This window comes from Jannaschia faecimaris (assembly GCF_900107415.1).
GTDB lineage: Bacteria > Pseudomonadota > Alphaproteobacteria > Rhodobacterales > Rhodobacteraceae > Jannaschia > Jannaschia faecimaris.
In genome coordinates this window covers 19273-37657 of record NZ_FNPX01000016.1, presented here as the reverse complement: position 1 = coordinate 37657, position 18385 = coordinate 19273, and the positions used below count along the sequence as shown (strand labels likewise).

The following is an 18385-nucleotide window of genomic DNA, read 5'->3' as shown; positions in this document are numbered from 1 at the left end:
TATGACCCCCGGAAAGGCCGACACATGAGCCCGCTCGACAACGTCCCACTCTTCAAGAAAGCTGCCCTCGGGAGCGGTGACGGCGAAGGATCCGTCCAGGTCCATCAGGACGACACCGACAAGATCGAGGGGGCCAAGGTCTTTTCGGTCTATGGCAAGGGCGGCATCGGCAAATCGACGACATCGTCGAACCTGTCGGCCGCGTTTTCCAAGATGGGCAAGCGCGTCCTGCAAATCGGGTGCGACCCGAAGCACGACTCCACGTTCACCCTGACGGGCACGTTGCAGCCTACGGTCATCGACATTCTGAAAAGCGTCGATTTCCACGCCGAGGAACTGCGCCCTGAAGATTACGTCTCGATCGGTTACAACGGCGTGAAATGCGTGGAGGCCGGCGGCCCGCCCGCCGGGACCGGGTGTGGCGGCTATGTCGTCGGCCAGACCGTCAAACTGCTCAAGCAGCACCACATGCTCGAAGACACCGACGTAGTGATTTTCGATGTTTTGGGCGATGTTGTCTGCGGTGGTTTTGCAGCGCCCCTTCAACACGCCGACCGCGCGCTGATCGTGACGGCCAACGACTTCGACAGCATCTACGCGATGAACCGCATCATCGCCGCCGTTCAGGCGAAGTCGAAGAACTACAAGGTACGTCTGGCCGGATGCGTCGCCAACCGCTCCAAGGACACGGACGAGGTGGACCGCTACTGCGACACGGTCGGCTTCAACCGCATCGCGCACATGCCCGATCTGGATGCCATCCGCCGCTCGCGCCTCAAGAAGAAGACGCTCTTCGAGATGGATGCCGACGAGGACATCGTGATGGTTCAGAAGGAATATATCCGCCTGGCCGAGACGCTGTGGAACGGGACGGAGCCGCTGGCCCCCGCACCCCTGCCCGACCGCGAGATCTTTGAGTTGCTGGGCTTCGACTGACATGACCTACGACCAGACCCTGACACGCGTCGAAACCTATTTCGACCGCACCGCGACAAAGGCTTGGGAGGCTTTGACCTCCGACGCCCCGGTCTCGGGCATTCGCGCCACGGTTCGGGCGGGCCGGGATCGGATGCGCGCGATCATCCTGAGCCAGATGCCGCGCGATCTGACCGGCCTGCGCGTGCTGGACGCAGGCTGCGGCACCGGGGCGTTGGCGCATGAAATGGCACGGCGCGGGGCCGATGTTCTGGCGATCGACATCTCGCCGCAGTTGGTCGATATCGCGCGCCGTCGGATGCCCGCCGACCTGACCGGCACCATCGACTTCCGCTCGGGCGATATGCTGGACGTGGGCCTTGGCCGCTTCGACCACGTCACCGCGATGGACAGCCTGATCTATTATTCCGAGACCGACCTCGCCGCGGCCCTCGACGCGCTGGCGGCGCGCACAACCGGCTCTGTCCTCTTCACCGTCGCTCCACGCACACCGCTCCTGATGGCGATGTGGCGCGTAGGCAAGCTCTTCCCACGGGCGGACCGCTCGCCCACGATGGTGCCGCAATCGCACAAAAACCTGTCGCGCCGGCTGACCTCGGCCACGCTGGCACCGGTCACACGCGTCAGTTCGGGGTTCTACATTTCGCACGCCCTCGAGGTGACGCCATGATCTTCGGTCGCCGCATGATCCAGGGCATGACGCTCAACATGCTGCCGTTCTCCGACGCGGTCAGCGAGCAGTTGCCCCTGCGCCAACTGCTGCGCCTGTCGCTGTTTCAGGTGTCGGTCGGCATGGCCTCGGTCATGCTGCTGGGCACGCTGAACCGGGTCATGATCGTGGAATTGGGCGTCGCTGCCACCATCGTCGCCATGATGATCGCGATCCCGGTTCTGGTGGCACCCTTCCGCGCAATCCTCGGATTTCGATCCGACACCTACCGCTCCGCAATCGGATGGAAGCGTATCCCCTACCTCTGGTTTGGATCGCTGTGGCAATTCGGTGGCCTTGCGATCATGCCCATGGCGCTTCTGGTGCTGTCCGGCGATCAGGTCGCCGGCCCCGATTGGGCGGGCACCGTGGGTGCCGCGCTGGCCTTCCTGATGACCGGGCTTGGCATGCATATGACCCAAACGGCGGGCCTCGCCCTTGCCGCCGACCGCGCGACCGAAGAGACCCGGCCGCAGGTCGTAGCGCTCCTCTACGTGATGTTCCTCGTGGGCATGGGCGTCAGCGCCGTCATCATCGGCACGCTCCTGCGCGATTTCAGCGCGCTGCGCCTTGTACAGGTCGTGCAGGGCACCGCGGTCGTGACCATCGTTCTGAACACCATCGCCCTGTGGAAGCAGGAAAAGGTGACACCCATGACCCGCGAAGAGCGTGCCGTACCACGCCCGCCCTTCCGCGACGCCTGGCGCGATCTGACGGCGCAGGGCAACGTTGCCCGCCTGCTGGTCGTAGTGTTCATCGGCACGCTGGCCTTCAACATGCAGGACGTCCTGCTGGAGCCTTACGGCGGCGAGATTCTGGGCCTGTCAGTCTCGGCAACGACCCTACTGACTTCGCTCTGGGCGGGCGGCGCATTGCTGGGCTTCGGGGTCGCGGCGCGCGGGCTCAAGCGGGGGCGCGATCCATTCCGCATGGCGGGCGGCGGCATCCTTGCCGGTGTCTGCGCCTTCTCGGCGGTGATCTTCGCCGCCCCCCTCGACAGCGGTCTTCTGTTCTACATCGGGGCCTTCGGCATCGGGTTCGGCGGCGGTCTGTTTTCGGTCTGCACCCTGACCGCAATCATGGCCTTCGACGGCAGCGGCACCGCCGGCAAGGGCCTGGCCCTCGGGGCTTGGGGCGCGGCACAGGCGACGGCGGCGGGCGTATCGATCTTTGTTGGCGGCGCACTGCGCGACGGCGTCAACGCGCTGGCCGAGACGGGCCGTCTGGGTGCTGCGCTGTCCGACCCCGCGACCGGCTATTCCACGGTTTACCACATCGAAATCGCACTGCTCTTCATCACGCTGGCGGCTCTTGGGCCGCTGGTCCGGTCGCGCAGTATTCATCACCGTCAGACCACGTCACGCGGTCTTGCGGATTTCCCGACTTAACCCCGCCCAGGAGGATACCCCATGCTCGGCACAACATTCTTCGGAGACTTCGATCTCGCCAGCGCGGCGATCTGGGGCTTCTGGCTCTTCTTCGCCGTCCTCGTCGTCTACCTGCAGACCGAAAACCAGCGCGAGGGCTACCCTCTCGTGGATGATGACGGCAGCCCCGCCGCCTCACCCGGTGTCTTCCCTGCCCCCAAGGACAAGACGTTTCTGCTCCGCGATGGACGCGGCAGCGTATCGGTGCCTTCGGGCCAGCGCCCCGATCGCAGCGATCTTGCCATCGCGCGCACCAGCGACGCGGGCGGCTCGCCCTACGTTCCCACCGGGGATCCGATGGTTGATGGTGTCGGCCCCGCGTCCTGGGCCAACCGCAGTGACCACCCCGAACTTGACGGCCACGGCCACGCCAAGATCAAACCGCTGTCCAAGGTCGAGGACTTCACCGTCTCCGCCGGGATCAACCCGCTGGGGTTGCCCGTGCAAACCGCCGACAAGGAAGTGGTTGGCCGCATCACCGACATGTGGATCGACGTGCCTGAGCAGATGGTCCGCTACCTGGTTGTCGACCTAAACCCCGAAGGCTCCGGTCAGCAACGCCTGATCCCGATGAACTTCGCCCGGCTCAAGCGCGATCGCGTTCAGATCGACTCGCTCCATTCGCATAACATGGCCGGCATTCCGACGATCAAGGCGGACAACCAGATCACTCTTCTTGAGGAAGAGAAGATCATGGCGTGGTTCGGGGGCGGCACGCTCTATGCAACGCCGTCGCGGAGCGAGCCGCAACTCTGACACGACATGTCCGGGCCGACACGTGGCCCGGACCACCACCAAGACCCATCGGGGGATGACCAATGCACCACGACGACTTTAAATTCGAACCTGTTCGCGGCTTGCCCGAGGCTCTGCCAGACGGCGAAGTCATTCTGTGGCAAGGTTCCCCGGATCCCAAGCGCCTGGCGCGCGAGGCTTGGAAGCTGAACTGGATCCTTGGGTACTTCGCCGTGCTGGCGGTCTGGCGGGTCATGGCCTCCGCGGCGGACTACCCTATCACGCAAGCCCTGTTGCACGCGGTGCCCTTCGTTGTGGCCGGGGCGCTGGCCGCCGGCATCGTCTCAGTCCTGGCTTGGGTACAGGCCCGCGCGACGGTCTATACCCTGACCAACCGCCGGGTCGCTATGCGGATCGGGGCCGCCCTGACAATGACGCTGAACCTTCCCTACGTCTGCATCACCAACGCCCACTTGGCGCTGCGCAAGTCGGGTCACGGCAATATCGCCTTCGACCTGTCGGGCGACGGCACCCGGATTTCCTACCTGATGTCCTGGCCCCACGTGCGGCCATGGCGCATCGCCCCGGCGCAGCCCTGCCTGCGCGCGATCCCCGACGCGGCGACTGTCGCCAAGATCTTCGCAGAGGCGGCCGAAACCCGCGTTGCCGAACCGCGCTTGGCTCGCGTCGAAACGTCCCACACACCAGCGCCTGTCGGCGTGATCGCTGCGGAGTAATCGACATGCAACGCAATCCTACCGCCTCCCTCGCCAATCAGATGAAGATGCGCGACCGCGAAATGGTTCCGCGGTTCCTGGTGCAGGCGATGTTCGCCCTGATGATCGGCGCACTGGCCCTCGTGGCTTACGCGCGGCTCACCGACCGCCCGCTGGAGGGCACGCGACCGGCGGCCGCCATCCTCGACGAGGTCTCCCTGACCATGGTTGGCGACCGCGCCTCCGGCGTGGCACTTTTCGACATGAACGGTGTGCAAGTGGCGCATTCCAATGATAGCAAGAAGGGGTTCATCGACGTCATCTGGGTGTCGATCAACCGCGAGCGTGCCCTCCGGGGTGCAGATGTGGCCGCCCCAATACGGGTTGTCCGCCAGGACAATGGGCAAGTGGCCATCCTGGATGATGCGACGGGCTGGTCCATCGTCCTCATCGGTTACGGGCAGGACAATGTCGCCGCCTTCGCCGATCTTCTGGACAGCTGACAGAGAGGAACGAACGACCATGGGATTTCTCACCCGCACCCGCGAAACCGCGCCCTGCGAGATCACGATCTCGCACCGCTTCGACGAGCTTTCGGCGCATTGCAAATTTCTGAACGGGGCCGTCGTCGGCCCCGGCGACACGGTCGAAGTCGATGGCCCCGAACTCATGGCCGCCTATGGCGAGGTGGTATCGGACACCCGCACCGCAACCATCACCCGCGCCAGCACGGTCGAGCGTTTCTGGACCCGTCACACCGGTGACTTCGAGTTCATGGAGCTTTGCGAATTTTCCTTCTCGGAAGAGGTGATGTCATGAACGCCCCCAAGCATTCCGCCTTCGCCGACACCGCCGAGGAGGCCATCGCCGCCCAGGACGCCGCCGCCGCCGCCGCCGACTTCGCCGATGGCATGACCAGCGAACAGGCCACCGAGGTGGCCATGCAGAACACCCTGCTGACCCCGCGTTTCTACACCACCGATTTCGACGAGATGGACAGCATCGACGTGACCCCGGTGCGGTCGGACTGGGACAAGTTGATCGCGCAGATGAAAAGCGACCCGAACAAGGGCCACTTCAAGAAAAACGACGACTGGCAGGTCGATTGGGAGGGCATGGACCCGGCCCTGCGCAAGGAGTTCATCGACTTCCTGATCTCAAGCTGCACCGCCGAATTTTCGGGCTGCGTGCTTTACAAGGAAATGAAGCGGCGCGGCTCGAACGAGGACATCACCACCCTCTTCCAGCTGATGGCGCGGGACGAGGCACGGCACGCCGGTTTCATAAACGACACCCTGCGCGAGGCAGGCATCCGCGTGAACCTGGGCTTCCTGACGCAAAAGAAGAAGTACACCTACTTCCGGCCCAAGTTCATCTACTACGCGACCTACCTGTCAGAGAAGATCGGCTACGCCCGCTACATCACGATCTTCCGGCACCTGGAAAAACACCCAGAACATCGATTTCACCCGATTTTCCAGTGGTTCCGCGAATGGTGCAATGACGAGTTCAGCCACGGCGAGGCCTTTGCCCTCCTGCTCAAGACTGATCCGAAACTGACCTCGGGCGTCAACAAGCTTTGGATCAAGTTCTTCCTGACGGCCGTCTATTCAACGATGTGGGTCCGTGACCATCAGCGACCACTGTTCCACGATGCCTTGGGCGTCGATGTGACCTGGTACGGACAAGAGGTTTTCCGCAAGACCTCCGAGATTTCCAAACAGGTGTTTCCCTTTACATTGGATATTGACCACCCGCGCTGGCAGGCAAACCTGAATAAAATGGAAGCCGCCTCCCGGCAGATCGCAGCCGCCAAGGCACGCGGTGGGATTGAGGGTACCGTCTCCCGGCTGGCAGGAATGGCCAAGGCCGCGACGGCCTTCGTCTCGACCCTGCTGATTCCGTCGATCCCCAACGAGGTGCCCGAAAGCCCCCGGATGGAGCCGGCGTACTGACATGACCGAAGGCTGGATCAATGAACCTTGGATGGCGGCGGTCTTCGCCATCTTCGCCTGGTGGTTTTCCACCGGCGCGATCCTGTTCGTGGTCCGCCGCAGCGATGCAGGCGACCGGACGGCCCACGGCCGCTCGGTCGTCCTCGGCGTGCCCTTTCTCGCACTCGGCATCGCCGGACTGATCGTCACCTCCGGCGAATTGACGGCCGTGAACATATACCTGTCGTTTGCCAGCGTCCTGCTGGTTTGGGGTTGGGTTGAGCTGGCGTTCCTGGCGGGTGTCATCACCGGGCCGGAGCGCGGCGAATGCCCGCCACTCCTGACCGGTTGGGCCCGCTTCGTGCGCGCCTGGACGGCCATGTCCCACCACGAAATCCTGCTGCTTCTGACGCTCTTTGCAGTCATGGTGGTCAGCCACCCCGCCGAAAACCCGTTCGGCCTCTACGCCTACCTCATACTTTTCTTTGCCCGGATTTCGGCCAAGCTGAACCTGTTCTTCGGCGTGCCGCGCATCAACACCGAGTTCCTGCCCCACCCGTTGCAGCACCTCAAATCCTATTTCCGGCAAGGCCCGATCTCGATCGCCTTCCCGATCAGCGTTACGATCCTGAGCGTTGCGACCCTCTCCTTCGCCGCGCATTTGATCTCGGTCAACGACCCGGCGACCACGATAGGCTTTGCCCTTTTGACGACCCTGGCCGGACTGGCCGCCCTGGAACACTGGCTGATGGTGGTGCCCCTGCCTGACGCGAAACTCTGGCGCTGGATGCTTCCGGCCACCACGACCCATCAAGAAGGGACCGACCCATGAACTTTGATGCCATGTTCGAAGAACAGCTTCAGGCCCTGAAGGATGAAGGCAACTATCGCTACTTCAAGGAACTGGAACGCAAGTGCGGCAAGTTTCCCCGCGCCGCCAACCATGAGGATGGCCAGAAGCGGGACGTGACGGTCTGGTGCTCCAACGACTACCTTGGCATGGGCCAACACCCCAGCGTTGTCGCAGCCATGTGCGAAGCAGTGCAGCGTACCGGCACCGGCGCGGGCGGCACGCGCAACATCTCGGGCACCAACCACGACCACCTGCTGCTTGAGGCCGAGTTGGCCGATCTGCACGGCAAGGAAGCGGCGCTGCTCTTCACCTCGGGTTACGTGTCGAACTGGGCGGCGCTGTCCACACTTGGCTCTCGCCTGCCGGATTGCGTGATTCTGTCGGATTCGGGCAACCACGCCTCCATGATCGAAGGCATCCGCCATTCGCGCGCCCGTAAGGTCATCTGGCAACATAACGATGTGGCCGACCTTGAGGCTAAGCTGGCCGCCCTGCCCGCCAACGTGCCGAAGATCGTCGCTTTTGAGTCGGTCTACTCCATGGACGGCGACATTTGCCCCATGAAGGAGATCGTCGAGGTGGCCGAAAAATACGGGGCCATGACCTACCTCGACGAAGTCCATGCCGTGGGCCTGTATGGTCCGCGCGGCGGTGGCGTGTCCGAGCGGGAGGGTCTGGCCCACCGCATTACCCTGATCGAAGGCACGCTGGGCAAGGCTTACGGCGTCGTCGGCGGCTATATCACCGGGTCCGCCGCGCTATGCGATTTCATCCGCAGCTTTGCCAGCGGCTTCATCTTTACCACCGCCCTGCCGCCTGCCGTGGCTGCGGCCGCACGAACCTCGATCCGTCACCTGAAGGAAAGCTCGGACGAGCGGATGCAGCAGCGCCGCCAGGTCGCCCGCCTGCGCGCCGCACTTGACCGCGAGGGGATTCCCCACATGCACAACGACAGTCACATCGTACCCGTCATGATCAAGGATCCGGTCAAGACACGGATGCTGGCCGACTACCTGATGGACGAATGGGGTATCTACGTGCAGCCCATCAACTATCCTACCGTGCCCAAGGGAACGGAGCGGCTGCGCTTCACCCCTTCGCCCCTGCACACCGATGCCGACATCGACCATTTGGTCAACGCGCTACGCACGCTCTGGCGGCAATGCGCAATCGCGCACGCCGTCGCCTGACCGTCTCAGCGCCAGAGGTTGACGAAGTGATGTATCGGCCCGTGACCTGACCCTACGGTCAGGTCATCGGCCCCGGCGATCGCATCCGTAATGAAGGCCTTGGCACGCCGCACCGCCTCCTGCGGTTTGCGCCCCTGCCCCAGCTGCGCGGCCAGCGCCGCCGACAGGCTGCACCCTGTGCCATGCGTATTCTTCGTCGCAATGCGCGGCGCATCGAACCACGTGACCCCGCAATCAGACACCAGGCAATCCGAGCTTTCCGCCCCCGCACCATGCCCGCCCTTCATCAGCACGTGCTCCGGCCCGAGCGTGCGCAAAGCCCTCCCCTGCGCCGCCATCTCCTCTCGCACTTCGGCCACCTCGGCACCCAGCAACGCGGCCGCCTCCGGCAAGTTCGGCGTCAGCACCGTTGCCAGAGGCAGCAACCGATCCCGCAGCACGGCCACCGCCTCGGGGTTCAACAGCGATGCGCCCCCCTTGGCGATCATCACCGGGTCCAGCACGATCACAACGTCCAGCCCCGACAGGGCATCGGCCACGGACCCCGCGATCTCCGCGTCGAGGATCATGCCGATCTTGACAGCATCCACCCGCACGTCGTCGAAGACTGCCTTGATCTGGTCGGCCACGAAGGCCGGCGGCACGCGGTGTACGCCGCTCACACCTTGGGTGTTCTGCGCCGTCAGCGCAGTCAGGACCGCCATGCCGTAGGCACCGTTCGCCGCAATTGATTTCAGATCGGCCTGAATCCCCGCACCCCCCGAAGGATCGGACCCCGCGATGGACAATACGTTCGCAATCATGGTCGCACCTCGGGATAAAATGCCGCCGCGGCGGCGCGCGGATCCGGTGTCCCGCAGATGGCCGAGACCACAGCAAGCCCGTCTGCCCCCGCTGCGCGCACCCCGTCGACGTGGCTGGCGTTCAACCCGCCAATGGCCACCGTCGGCAGACCGCTTGCCGCGACCATCGCCGCCAGCCCGTCGAGTCCGATTGGGGTCTTGTGGTCAGATTTGGTTGCCGTCGCGAACACGGGGCCCAGGCCCAGGTAGTCCGCCCCGCTGTCCCGCGCCGCCCGCACGAGCGTTTCCGACTCGCAAGACAGGCCAAGTATCTTGCCCGGCCCCAATCGCGCCCGCGCCGCGCGCGGATCGCCGTCGTCCTGCCCAATGTGCGCGCCGTCGGCCCCGCTGGTAATCGCGGCTTCCAGATCATCGTTCACGACCACCCGTACGCCCGTACCCACCAACGCGGTGATAACCGCGCGCGTCTGTTCGACCAGGCCGGCCGTTCCGACCCGCTTGTCGCGGATCTGCACCATGGTGACGCCCCCGGCGACCGCCGCGCGCACCTGCTCTACCAACGTGGGGCCCGGGCACAGCATAGGGTCGGTCACCAGGTAGAGCTGTAACTCCCCCTGCATCAGGCCCATTCGACCCGGCCTCCATCGGCCAGATCCTCCGGCGTGACATTTGCAAGTGCATCGAGAAGCGCCACCTGGAAACTTCCCGGTCCCTGCGCCACCTCGCCGGCACGCGCGCCCGCTTCCGCGAACATCGTCATGGCCGCGACCGTTCCCTCGAACGGGGGGGCAACCGCGACGAAAGCGCCAACCAAAGCCGTCAACGCGCAGCCAAGCGCCGTCACACGCGGCATGATCGGTGACCCGCCGCTGATCCAGACGTGTCGCGTTCCATCCGTCACGAAGTCACGAACGCCGGTCACCGCGACGACGCAGCGCTTCGCCTTGGCCAAGGCCCGGGCCGCTTCGATGGCGTCGGTCACGTCGTCCCCACTATCGGCCCCCTTGCCAGCGCCAGCCTGACCGGCCAGCGCCAGAATTTCCGAGGCATTGCCCCGGACCACAGCCGGCTTCAGCGCCAGAAGGTCACGTGCCGCCTGCATCCGCCACGGGGTGATGAACAGCGCAACGGGATCCAGAACCCATGGCGTGTCTGACGCCCCCGCGGCTTCGGCAGCCATCCGCATCGATGTCAGCCACGACTCCGAGAGGGTCCCGATATTCACCGTCAGCGCCCCTGCCATCGGGGTGAAAGTCTGCACTTCCTCCGGCGCATGGACCATCGCGGGCGAAGCTCCGGCGGCCAACACCACGTTCGCGGCAACGTTCATAGCAACAAAATTCGTCATGCAATGCACAAGCGGGGCCTGCGCGCGCAGGGCGGTCAGGGCGTCTAGCAAATCAGTATTGGCAGTCATTGTCTCTCCCTCCGGGGAAGAGGCGCGAAAGATGTAAGTCCCATCGCACCTCCCTCCGCCGGCATTATCCGGTTCAGGTTCGAAGGGTTCATCTCAGCCCACATGACGAAGGGCGCCCCCGGCCCTCCTAACATCGCGTGGACACCCCGAAAGTCAACCAAGGAAATCTGGTAAAGCACTCGACACACTGTCACAATTTATCGTTCAACCCGTCATGAACATGTTACGGTGAACCTGCAGTGGGCCCCGTAGGAACCGGAGGCGGCGCCTTGCTGCCCACAAAGGGAGAGTACCAAATGACCAAGACCGATCTTCTCGGGGCTGTTGCCGCAACCGCGCTGGCCTTCGCCGCGCTGCCTGCTTTGGCGCAGGACTGCGAGCGCGGAACGCTGGATGACCGTTTCTGCGATACCGATGGCGACCTGCTGGCCGATGTGCCCAGCGATCCGGCCGACCAGATTGACCCCGATACCTTGATCTTCGCCTACACGCCTGTCGAAGATCCCGCCGTCTACAAGACGGCCTGGGCCGATTTCCTCGACCATCTGGCCGAGGCCACGGGCAAGGAGATCGTCTTTTTCCCGGTCCAGAACAACGCCGCCCAGATCGAGGCGATGCGTTCGGGCCGCCTGCATATCGCGGGCTTCAACACCGGGTCGAACCCGTTGGCCGTCAACTGCGCCGGATTCCGCCCCTTTACCATCATGGCCGCGGCTGACGGCAGCTTCGGCTACGAGATGGAGATCATCACTAACCCTGAGACCGGCATCGAATCTGTCGAGGACATCAAGGGCGGAACGCTGGCCTTTACCTCCGAGACATCGAACTCGGGCTTCAAGGCCCCGTCGGCCATCCTCAAGGCCGATTTCGGAATGCAGGCCGGGGCAGACTTCGAGCCGGTCTTCTCGGGCAAGCACGACAACTCGATCCTCGGTGTTGCCAACGGCGACTACCCCGCCGCGGCAATCGCCAACTCGGTACTTGGCCGGATGCTGGAGCGCGACGTCGTAAACCGGGATCAGATCAAGACGATCTACACGTCGCAGACCTTCCCAACGACCGGCTACGGCACCGTAAACACCCTGACGCCCGAGTTGCAGGACGCGATCCACGGGGCTTTCTTCAGCTTCGACTGGGAAGGTTCTTCGTTGGAGGAAGAGTTCAGCAAGAACGGCGAGGCCCAGTTCATCGAGATGGACTATGCCGGGTTCTGGGACGTGATCCGCAAGATCGATTCCGCCAACGACGTCAGCTACGCCTGCGAGTAAGCACCACCTGAAACGACCTGCGCGCGGCGGCCCACCCGGGTTCGCCGTGCGTGACTATTTCAAGACTGGGAAAAACATGCTGCGGCTCGACAAGCTCGTGAAGACATACAAGACCGGGGATCAGGCGTTGAAAGCCGTCGAACTGGACATCCCCAACGGCCAGGTTCTGGCGCTGATCGGGCCGTCGGGTGCCGGGAAATCAACACTGATCCGCTGCATAAACCGCCTTGTGGAGCCGACATCCGGCGAGGTCTGGCTGGGCGACACGGAACTGACCCGCCTCAGCCCGTCCCGCTTGCGCCGCGAACGCCGGCGCATGGGAATGATCTTTCAGGAATACGCCCTCGTCGAACGGCTGACCGTCATGGAAAATGTATTGTCAGGGCGCCTCGGCTATGTCGGGTTCTGGCAATCGCTGACCCGGCGCTTCCCGCAAAAGGACGTGGACGAGGCCTTCCGCCTGCTCGACCGCGTGGGCCTGCTGCATATGGCCGACAAACGGGCCGACGAACTCTCGGGCGGCCAGCGGCAGCGCGTCGGCATCTGCCGCGCCCTGATTCAGGACCCGGCCGTATTGCTGGTGGACGAGCCAACCGCCTCCCTCGACCCCAAGACCTCCCGCCAGATCATGCGCCTCATCTGCGAGCTGTGCGCCGAACGGGGTCTGGCCGCGATCATCAACATCCACGATGTCGCGCTTGCCCAGATGTTCGTGCAGCGTGTCATTGGCCTACGACTGGGGGCTGTCGTCTATGACGGGCCACCAGATGGTCTGACGCCCGACAAGCTGACTGAAATCTACGGCGAGGAAGACTGGGAAGCGACCATCGACAAAGTCGACGACGAGGACGAAGAAGCGGAGGCCATCGCGTGACCCACGCACTGTTGCACGACCTGGTCGGCACCCGCTGGAAGCGCCCGCCTTTGGTCCGCCGTCCCTGGCTGCGCTGGACCCTCGGCATCGGGTTCGTAATCTACCTGATCCTGGCGATCGCCTCGGTCGAGGTGAACTGGTCGCGCGTCTACGAAGGTCTTGATCGCGGCTGGGCCTTCGTCTTGGCGTTCATGTCGCCTGACTTCACGTCCCGCGCTACCGACATCTGGGACGGAATGCTGGAAAGCATCGTGATAACCGTCGCGTCTTCGGTGGTGGGCATCATCATCTCGATCCCCATCGCACTCGGGGCCGCGCGCAACATCGCCCCCCTGCCCGTGTACATGGTCTGCCGCGGCATCATCGCCGTCAGCCGCGCATTGCAGGAAATCATCGTCGCGATCCTTCTGGTCGCGATTTTCGGTTTCGGGCCGCTAGCGGGCTTCCTGACCCTGTCCTTCGCGACCATCGGATTCTTGTCGAAACTGCTGGCCGAGGACATCGAGAGCATGAACCGCAGCCAATCGGAGGCCGTCCGCGCCACCGGGTCGAAATGGCTGCAATGGATCAACTACGGGGTGCAACCGCAGGTTATGCCCCGCCTGATCGGGCTGTCGATCTACCGCGTGGACATCAACTTCCGCGAATCCGCGATTCTGGGTTTGGTGGGTGCGGGAGGCATCGGTGCCACGCTGAACACCGCCTTCGACCGCTATGAATACGATACGGCGGCGGCGATCCTGCTGCTGATCATCGTCGTCGTCATGGCTCTTGAATACATCAGCGGTATTGTCCGCGCGAAGGTGCAATAATGCCGATATTAGACACTGAATCCGGCCCCGTCTGGCGGCACCGCACACGTAATCAGACCCTGCTGCACTGGTTCGGCTGGCTCCTCGGCGTCGCCATCTTCCTGTGGTGCTGGGCGCGCATTTCAGATGCCACCACGTGGTTTTTCGTCTGGGACGCGCCAGCCATCGCGAGCGACATCCTGAGCCGGGCCACTCCGCCGCGCTGGTCCTATATCTCGAACCTCTGGTGGCCCATCTGGGATACGATAAACATCGCCACGCTGGGCACGATCGCGGCCCTCTTCATGGCAGTGCCGGTCGCCTTCCTGGCGGCCCGCAACACAACGCCCTCGGTCTACTTCATTAGGCCCATCGCCCTGCTGATCATCGTGGCGACCCGGTCAATCAACTCGTTGATCTGGGCGCTGCTGCTGATTGCGATCATCGGTCCAGGCGTTTTTGCGGGCGTCGTGGCCATCTCCATCCGGTCCATCGGCTTCTGCGCCAAACTGCTGTACGAAGCAATCGAGGAGATCAACGCAACGCAGGTCGAGGCGATCACCGCAACCGGAGCCTCCCGCTGGCAGGTCATGGCCTGGGGGATCGTCCCGCAGATCGCCCCCGCCTTCGCGGGTATCGCGGTGTTCCGGTGGGACATCAACATCCGCGAATCCACCGTGCTGGGCCTCGTGGGCGCGGGCGGCATCGGGTTGCAGCTTCAAGGCTCGCTCAACACGCTGGCTTGGCCCCAGGTTTCGCTGATCCTGTTGGTGATCCTGCTGGCTGTCGTGATCTCCGAATGGGTTTCGGCCAAGGTGCGGGGGGCAATCATTTGAAAGACGGGCCTTCCACCGGTGAGATCTTCGACGCCTACCACGCAGTCCGTACGCGCCTGCCGCCCCCCGGACGGCACGGGGCCTGTACCCCCGTCGATACACTGGCCGACCTTGCGGATCACTTCGATACCTTCCTGCTGGATGCGTTCGGCGTCCTTAACGTTGGTGAAACTGCCATCCCCGGCGCACGGGACAGGGTCCACGCCCTGCGCGATGCGGGCAAGCGCCTGATCATCGTATCAAACGCGGCGGGACTGCCGCATGATACACTGATGGAGAAATACGACCGGCTTGGTTTCGGCTTCACACCCAAGGATGTGATAACAAGTCGTATGGCACTCTTGGCCGCGTTGGAGACTGACGCTTCCCCGGTGTGGGGTGCCATGGCCACGACCGGCGCGGGGCTAGAGACGCTCTCTCCAACCCTTCTGCGCGAAGACACGAGCGCTTACGACGCGGCGACGGGGTTCCTGCTTATCGGGTCGGCGCAATGGACAGACGCGCGGCAGGCAATGCTGGAGGCCAGCCTGCGCAACGATCCGCGCCCCGTCCATGTCGGAAACCCCGACATCGCCGCCCCCCGCGAAGACAGCCCGTCACGCGAACCCGGCTATTGGGCGCACAGACTTGCCGATGCCACGGGGGTCGAGCCACAGTTCCACGGCAAACCTTTCCGCGGCATCTACGATTTGGCGTTCGCGCGCATCGGTGCCCCCGGTCGCACCGTGATGGTCGGTGACAGCCTGCACACCGACATCCTGGGCGCACAGGTCGCGGGCGTAGCCTCTGCGCTGATCACATCGCACGGTATCATGCGCGACCGCGACATCGATGCCGCCATCGCTATTTCCGGTATCCGTCCAGACTACGTGGTCCGCACCACCTGACCCCGCCGCCCTTCGATCCGCAGGGCACCGGATGACCCCATTGCCGCGCGCAGTCGACGCGACATCCCGTCGATGACAAGCGTGATCACGATCGCCACTGCCAGCAGGGCCACCACCCGGTCCAGACGCAACTCCTGCACATTCGTCTGAAAGTAGAAACCCAGCGTGCCTATCCCCAGCAGACCGACAATCGCGCTCTCCCGCACGATGATTTCCCAACGATAGAGACACAACGCGACGAAATTCCCCGACATCCGCGGCAACAACTCCCACCCCACGAGGGTCAGCCCGTGTGGCGCATCTGGGCGCAGCGGCACCTCCGCCGCCTGCCACCCCATTAGGTGCGCGATGATCGCCCCGTTATGCAATGCCAGCGCCAGCACGGCCGGCAGGAGCGACAGTCCGAACACCTGTAAAAACACGAATGCCATCATGTACTCCGGCAAGGACCGTACCACGACCAGCACCCCGTGCCCCACCAGCGCACCGACACGCCCCGTGACGCGCGGCACGATGATCGGAAAGGCGATCAGCGACAGCACCGCCGCACCGGCCAACGCCAGTTGTGCCGTCACCATCGTGGCGACCGAACCGGGCAGCGCCTGCTGAACGAAGACCCGATGCAACCAGCCGCCCCATTCAGTGCCCGAGCGCAGCGGGGCGGGCAGTACGTCCCACAGGAACCGCATCAAGGCCCCGTCTCCCATCGGCGGGTGCGCGATCCAAGCCAGGGCCATGATCGACGCGCCCAGGTAAAGTGGGGCCAAACGCCAGACCATCCACCGGCGCATCGGAAGGATCAGTCCGAGGAAAATCATCAGGCAGGCCGCCGCCGAGCCATATTCGGCCTGTCGGAAGAAGGTCTCCAACTGGAAACCCAACGTCGGCAGCCCGACAAAGCCCAGCACCGCCGAGGACCGCAACCCGCACTCCAACCGGTAGAGTGTGTAGGTCCGCATCTGTGGCAGGCACCCCGGCAACCGCGCCCAAAGGACCGCCACCGCCGCGCCCGTCCCCGGCGGCAGTGGGTCGGGTGCCTCCTCCATGTACTCCGCAAAAACCTTGGCGAAGATGCCTGCATAGGGGAGTCCGATAGCCAGCACCCCCGTCAGCGGAGACAATCCGGTCACGTTCAACAACAGCAACGCCCAGAACAGCTCATGCACGGCGCGCACCGAAACGCAGAGCCAGCGCACCGGGGCACGGTGGTAAAGCGGGGCAAGCAGCAGGCCAAGCGTCGCGCCGACGGCAACGCCGCAAAACCCGAACGCCAGTGTCAGGCCGGTCGCCCGCGCCAGACCCCCGATGTCCGAGAAGTCAGGCGAAAGCAGTCCCTGCCCCATCGCCGCCAACGTTAGCCAGGGGTCCGGTCGCATCCCGTCGAGGTCGGCAAGGACAAGCGCAATCACGGTCAGTAGAAGGAATCCGGTCGCGACGTGCCACAAGCGCAGCGTCACCCGTAAAGCTCCATCAGGCGGGCCGCGTCGACTTCGGCGACGGGTGCGTCCAGTACGATGCCCCCGGCTTTCAACCCAACGATCCGCGTGGCAAAGCCCAAGGCCTGCCCAGTGTCGTGCAATACCATCACCGAAGTCTCGAACTTGGCCGCCAGAGACTGCAGCAACGCATCGCCCTGCGCCGGGTCAAGCGCCGATACCGGCTCATCCGCAAAGACCGCCATCCCCCCGCGCAAGATTGCACGGGCAAGCGCCACCCGTTGACGTTGGCCGCCCGAAAGCGACGCGACCATACGTCTTTGCAGCCCGTCCATCCCGACGCGCGCCAATGCCGCTTCGGCCGCAGCGCGCTCCTGCGCATTAGGCCAGACCAACGTGCGCAGATTACGCGACGTCCCATGATCAGCCAGCCGCCCCATCCAGACGTTGTGAAACACGCTCAGGGCATCGACCAGCCCGTGATCCTGCGCGACGACGGCAGCACGGCCCGCTGCCCGCGCCTGCAACGCGCCCAGCAGGGTCGACTTGCCCACCCCGCTGCGCCCCATCAGGGCGACACGCTCCCCTTTGCGGATCTCCAGCGTGACATCGGGCAGAACAACACGTTCACCCCAACCGAGCGTCTGCTGGCGGAGCGCGAGGTCCATCAGTCGATGATGTCCAGGTCGCGGGCCGTGTCTTCGATCGGCTGATACAGGGCGTTATCCGCCGGGATGAAGGCGGAGCGCGGAAAGGACGCCAGCAGATCGGCATCGTCCATGCCCACCAGAACCGCCTGCACCCGGTCGGCAAAGCCCTCACCAAAGCGCGCATCCACGTCGCCGCGGATCGTCCAGTTGTAGTCGGGATAGGGTGGTGTCTGCCAGATGATGCGTGCACGCTCCACCTCCGGCGCGCCTTGGGCCACCGCGTTGTCATAGACCGAGAAGTTCATCGCCCCGACCTCGTAGGCCCCGGACGCCACCAGCCGCAGGGTTTGACCGTGGTCGCCCGAATACCCCACGTCCGAGAACAACTCCGCAGGGGCCTGCCCCGTCTCTTCGCGCAGCCAGTATTCCGGCATCAGCCGTCCCGAGGTGGAGGTCTGCGCGCCAAAGGTAAAGCTTCGCCCTGCCAGGTTGGGGAACGTCTGCGTCCGCTCCAACCCGGTGTCGGTATTGGCGATGAAGTAGCTCACGAAGGTTTCGTCCTCCGCGCCTTGGGCCAAAGCCCGCGATCCGGGCACGGCAAGACGCGCCTGCACCCCCGATAGTCCACCGAACCACCCCAACTGAATCTGGTCATTACGGAAGGCAGTCACGGCGGCGGCATAACTTTTGACCGGGATGTATTCGACATCCACGCCCAGTTCCCCCTCCAGATACGCGGCGACGGCGCTGAATCTTTCCACCAACCGGGTCTCGTCATCGTCGGGGATGGCAGAGAAATACAAAGTTTGGGCGCTCGCGGGCAACGCCGTCATCAAAAGGAACAAAAGGGGCTTCATGGGGTCAACTCGGGCTAGAAAGAACAGGCCCCCCTAGAAGCCGCCTGAACCCGATTTGCAAGTGCC

At 64.1% G+C, this 18385-nt stretch carries 21 protein-coding genes and 1 riboswitch; of the genes, 15 read left to right on the top strand and 6 right to left on the bottom strand.

Going from position 1 to position 18385, the window contains the following annotated elements; all coding sequences use genetic code 11:
* Nucleotides 1-24 precede the first annotated feature (24 nt).
* The 10 genes from bchL (at nt 25) to hemA (ending at nt 8500) form a co-directional block, all read left to right on the top strand.
* Entirely contained in the window at nt 25-936 is a 912-nt protein-coding gene (gene bchL / locus BLV27_RS14910; protein ID WP_092647302.1) for a ferredoxin:protochlorophyllide reductase (ATP-dependent) iron-sulfur ATP-binding protein, read from the top strand.
* Nucleotide 937: 1 nt separating this feature from the next.
* The gene (gene bchM / locus BLV27_RS14905; protein ID WP_092647301.1) at nt 938-1606 is read left to right on the top strand and encodes a magnesium protoporphyrin IX methyltransferase; all 669 of its coding nucleotides are present in this window, start codon (nt 938-940) and stop codon (nt 1604-1606) included.
* Nucleotides 1603-3033: a PucC family protein gene (locus BLV27_RS14900; RefSeq protein ID WP_092647300.1), complete on the top strand. Its 1431-nt coding sequence runs from the start codon at nt 1603-1605 to the stop codon at nt 3031-3033. The genes bchM and BLV27_RS14900 overlap by 4 nt, the downstream gene beginning before the upstream one ends.
* A 21-nt stretch (nt 3034-3054) precedes the next feature.
* Nucleotides 3055-3828, top strand: a complete 774-nt coding sequence (puhA, locus tag BLV27_RS14895) for a photosynthetic reaction center subunit H (protein ID WP_092647299.1) — start codon at nt 3055-3057, stop codon at nt 3826-3828.
* 62 nt (nt 3829-3890) lie between these two features.
* Complete coding sequence (gene puhB, locus BLV27_RS14890) at nt 3891-4544, top strand: photosynthetic complex putative assembly protein PuhB (RefSeq protein ID WP_092647298.1); 654 nt, start codon at nt 3891-3893, stop codon at nt 4542-4544.
* A gap of 5 nt (nt 4545-4549) precedes the next feature.
* Nucleotides 4550-5026, top strand: coding sequence for a photosynthetic complex assembly protein PuhC (gene puhC / locus BLV27_RS14885; RefSeq protein ID WP_092647297.1), 477 nt, complete (start codon nt 4550-4552; stop codon nt 5024-5026).
* A gap of 19 nt (nt 5027-5045) precedes the next feature.
* On the top strand, nt 5046-5342 hold the full coding sequence (locus BLV27_RS14880) for a hypothetical protein (RefSeq protein WP_092647296.1): 297 nt from the start codon (nt 5046-5048) through the stop codon (nt 5340-5342).
* Complete coding sequence (acsF, locus tag BLV27_RS14875; RefSeq protein WP_092647295.1) at nt 5339-6478, top strand: magnesium-protoporphyrin IX monomethyl ester (oxidative) cyclase; 1140 nt, start codon at nt 5339-5341, stop codon at nt 6476-6478. Before BLV27_RS14880 ends, acsF begins: the two co-directional genes overlap by 4 nt.
* A gap of 1 nt (nt 6479) precedes the next feature.
* Nucleotides 6480-7289, top strand: coding sequence for a putative photosynthetic complex assembly protein PuhE (gene puhE / locus BLV27_RS14870; protein ID WP_092647294.1), 810 nt, complete (start codon nt 6480-6482; stop codon nt 7287-7289).
* Nucleotides 7286-8500: a 5-aminolevulinate synthase gene (hemA, locus tag BLV27_RS14865; protein ID WP_092647293.1), complete on the top strand. Its 1215-nt coding sequence runs from the start codon at nt 7286-7288 to the stop codon at nt 8498-8500. The genes puhE and hemA overlap by 4 nt, the downstream gene beginning before the upstream one ends.
* Nucleotides 8501-8505: 5 nt before the next feature.
* Here hemA and thiD read toward each other — a convergent pair whose 3' ends face one another.
* The 3 genes from thiD to thiM are packed head-to-tail and all read right to left on the bottom strand — an operon-like array spanning nt 8506 to nt 10720.
* Nucleotides 8506-9303: a bifunctional hydroxymethylpyrimidine kinase/phosphomethylpyrimidine kinase gene (gene thiD, locus BLV27_RS14860; protein WP_092647292.1), complete on the bottom strand. Its 798-nt coding sequence runs from the start codon at nt 9301-9303 to the stop codon at nt 8506-8508.
* Entirely contained in the window at nt 9300-9932 is a 633-nt protein-coding gene (gene thiE / locus BLV27_RS14855) for a thiamine phosphate synthase (protein WP_211605521.1), read from the bottom strand. Before thiE ends, thiD begins: the two co-directional genes overlap by 4 nt.
* Nucleotides 9923-10720 (bottom strand): hydroxyethylthiazole kinase, encoded by a 798-nt coding sequence (thiM, locus tag BLV27_RS14850; RefSeq protein WP_092647291.1) that lies wholly within the window; start codon nt 10718-10720, stop codon nt 9923-9925. Before thiM ends, thiE begins: the two co-directional genes overlap by 10 nt.
* Before the next feature lie 33 nt (nt 10721-10753).
* Nucleotides 10754-10850, bottom strand: a riboswitch (TPP riboswitch).
* A gap of 166 nt (nt 10851-11016) precedes the next feature.
* Here thiM and phnD point away from each other — a divergent pair.
* The 5 genes from phnD to BLV27_RS14825 all read left to right on the top strand — a co-directional run bounded on the left by phnD (nt 11017) and on the right by BLV27_RS14825 (nt 15376).
* Nucleotides 11017-11988, top strand: a complete 972-nt coding sequence (gene phnD, locus BLV27_RS14845) for a phosphate/phosphite/phosphonate ABC transporter substrate-binding protein (protein ID WP_092647290.1) — start codon at nt 11017-11019, stop codon at nt 11986-11988.
* A gap of 76 nt (nt 11989-12064) precedes the next feature.
* Nucleotides 12065-12862 carry a phosphonate ABC transporter ATP-binding protein gene (gene phnC, locus BLV27_RS14840; RefSeq protein ID WP_092647289.1) on the top strand — a complete coding sequence of 266 codons (798 nt, stop codon included), beginning with the start codon at nt 12065-12067 and terminating at the stop codon, nt 12860-12862.
* Nucleotides 12863-12870: 8 nt separating this feature from the next.
* The gene (gene phnE / locus BLV27_RS14835) at nt 12871-13674 is read left to right on the top strand and encodes a phosphonate ABC transporter, permease protein PhnE (protein WP_425283663.1); all 804 of its coding nucleotides are present in this window, start codon (nt 12871-12873) and stop codon (nt 13672-13674) included.
* Nucleotides 13674-14489, top strand: coding sequence for a phosphonate ABC transporter, permease protein PhnE (gene phnE, locus BLV27_RS14830; protein ID WP_092647287.1), 816 nt, complete (start codon nt 13674-13676; stop codon nt 14487-14489). Before phnE (BLV27_RS14835) ends, phnE (BLV27_RS14830) begins: the two co-directional genes overlap by 1 nt.
* On the top strand, nt 14486-15376 hold the full coding sequence (locus tag BLV27_RS14825; RefSeq protein WP_244504691.1) for an HAD-IIA family hydrolase: 891 nt from the start codon (nt 14486-14488) through the stop codon (nt 15374-15376). Before phnE (BLV27_RS14830) ends, BLV27_RS14825 begins: the two co-directional genes overlap by 4 nt.
* Here the strand turns inward: BLV27_RS14825 and BLV27_RS14820 are convergent.
* Genes BLV27_RS14820 through BLV27_RS14810 form a run of 3 tightly spaced genes read right to left on the bottom strand, consistent with a single transcriptional unit; the run spans nt 15355 to nt 18319 of the window.
* A complete protein-coding gene (locus BLV27_RS14820; protein ID WP_092647285.1) occupies nt 15355-16833 on the bottom strand; it encodes a PhnE/PtxC family ABC transporter permease in 1479 nt (492 codons plus the stop codon). The genes BLV27_RS14825 and BLV27_RS14820 overlap by 22 nt on opposite strands.
* The gene (locus BLV27_RS14815) at nt 16830-17480 is read right to left on the bottom strand and encodes an ATP-binding cassette domain-containing protein (protein WP_092647284.1); all 651 of its coding nucleotides are present in this window, start codon (nt 17478-17480) and stop codon (nt 16830-16832) included. The genes BLV27_RS14820 and BLV27_RS14815 overlap by 4 nt, the downstream gene beginning before the upstream one ends.
* Entirely contained in the window at nt 17480-18319 is an 840-nt protein-coding gene (locus tag BLV27_RS14810; protein ID WP_092647283.1) for a putative selenate ABC transporter substrate-binding protein, read from the bottom strand. The genes BLV27_RS14815 and BLV27_RS14810 overlap by 1 nt, the downstream gene beginning before the upstream one ends.
* Between the last annotated feature and the right edge of the window lie 66 nt (nt 18320-18385).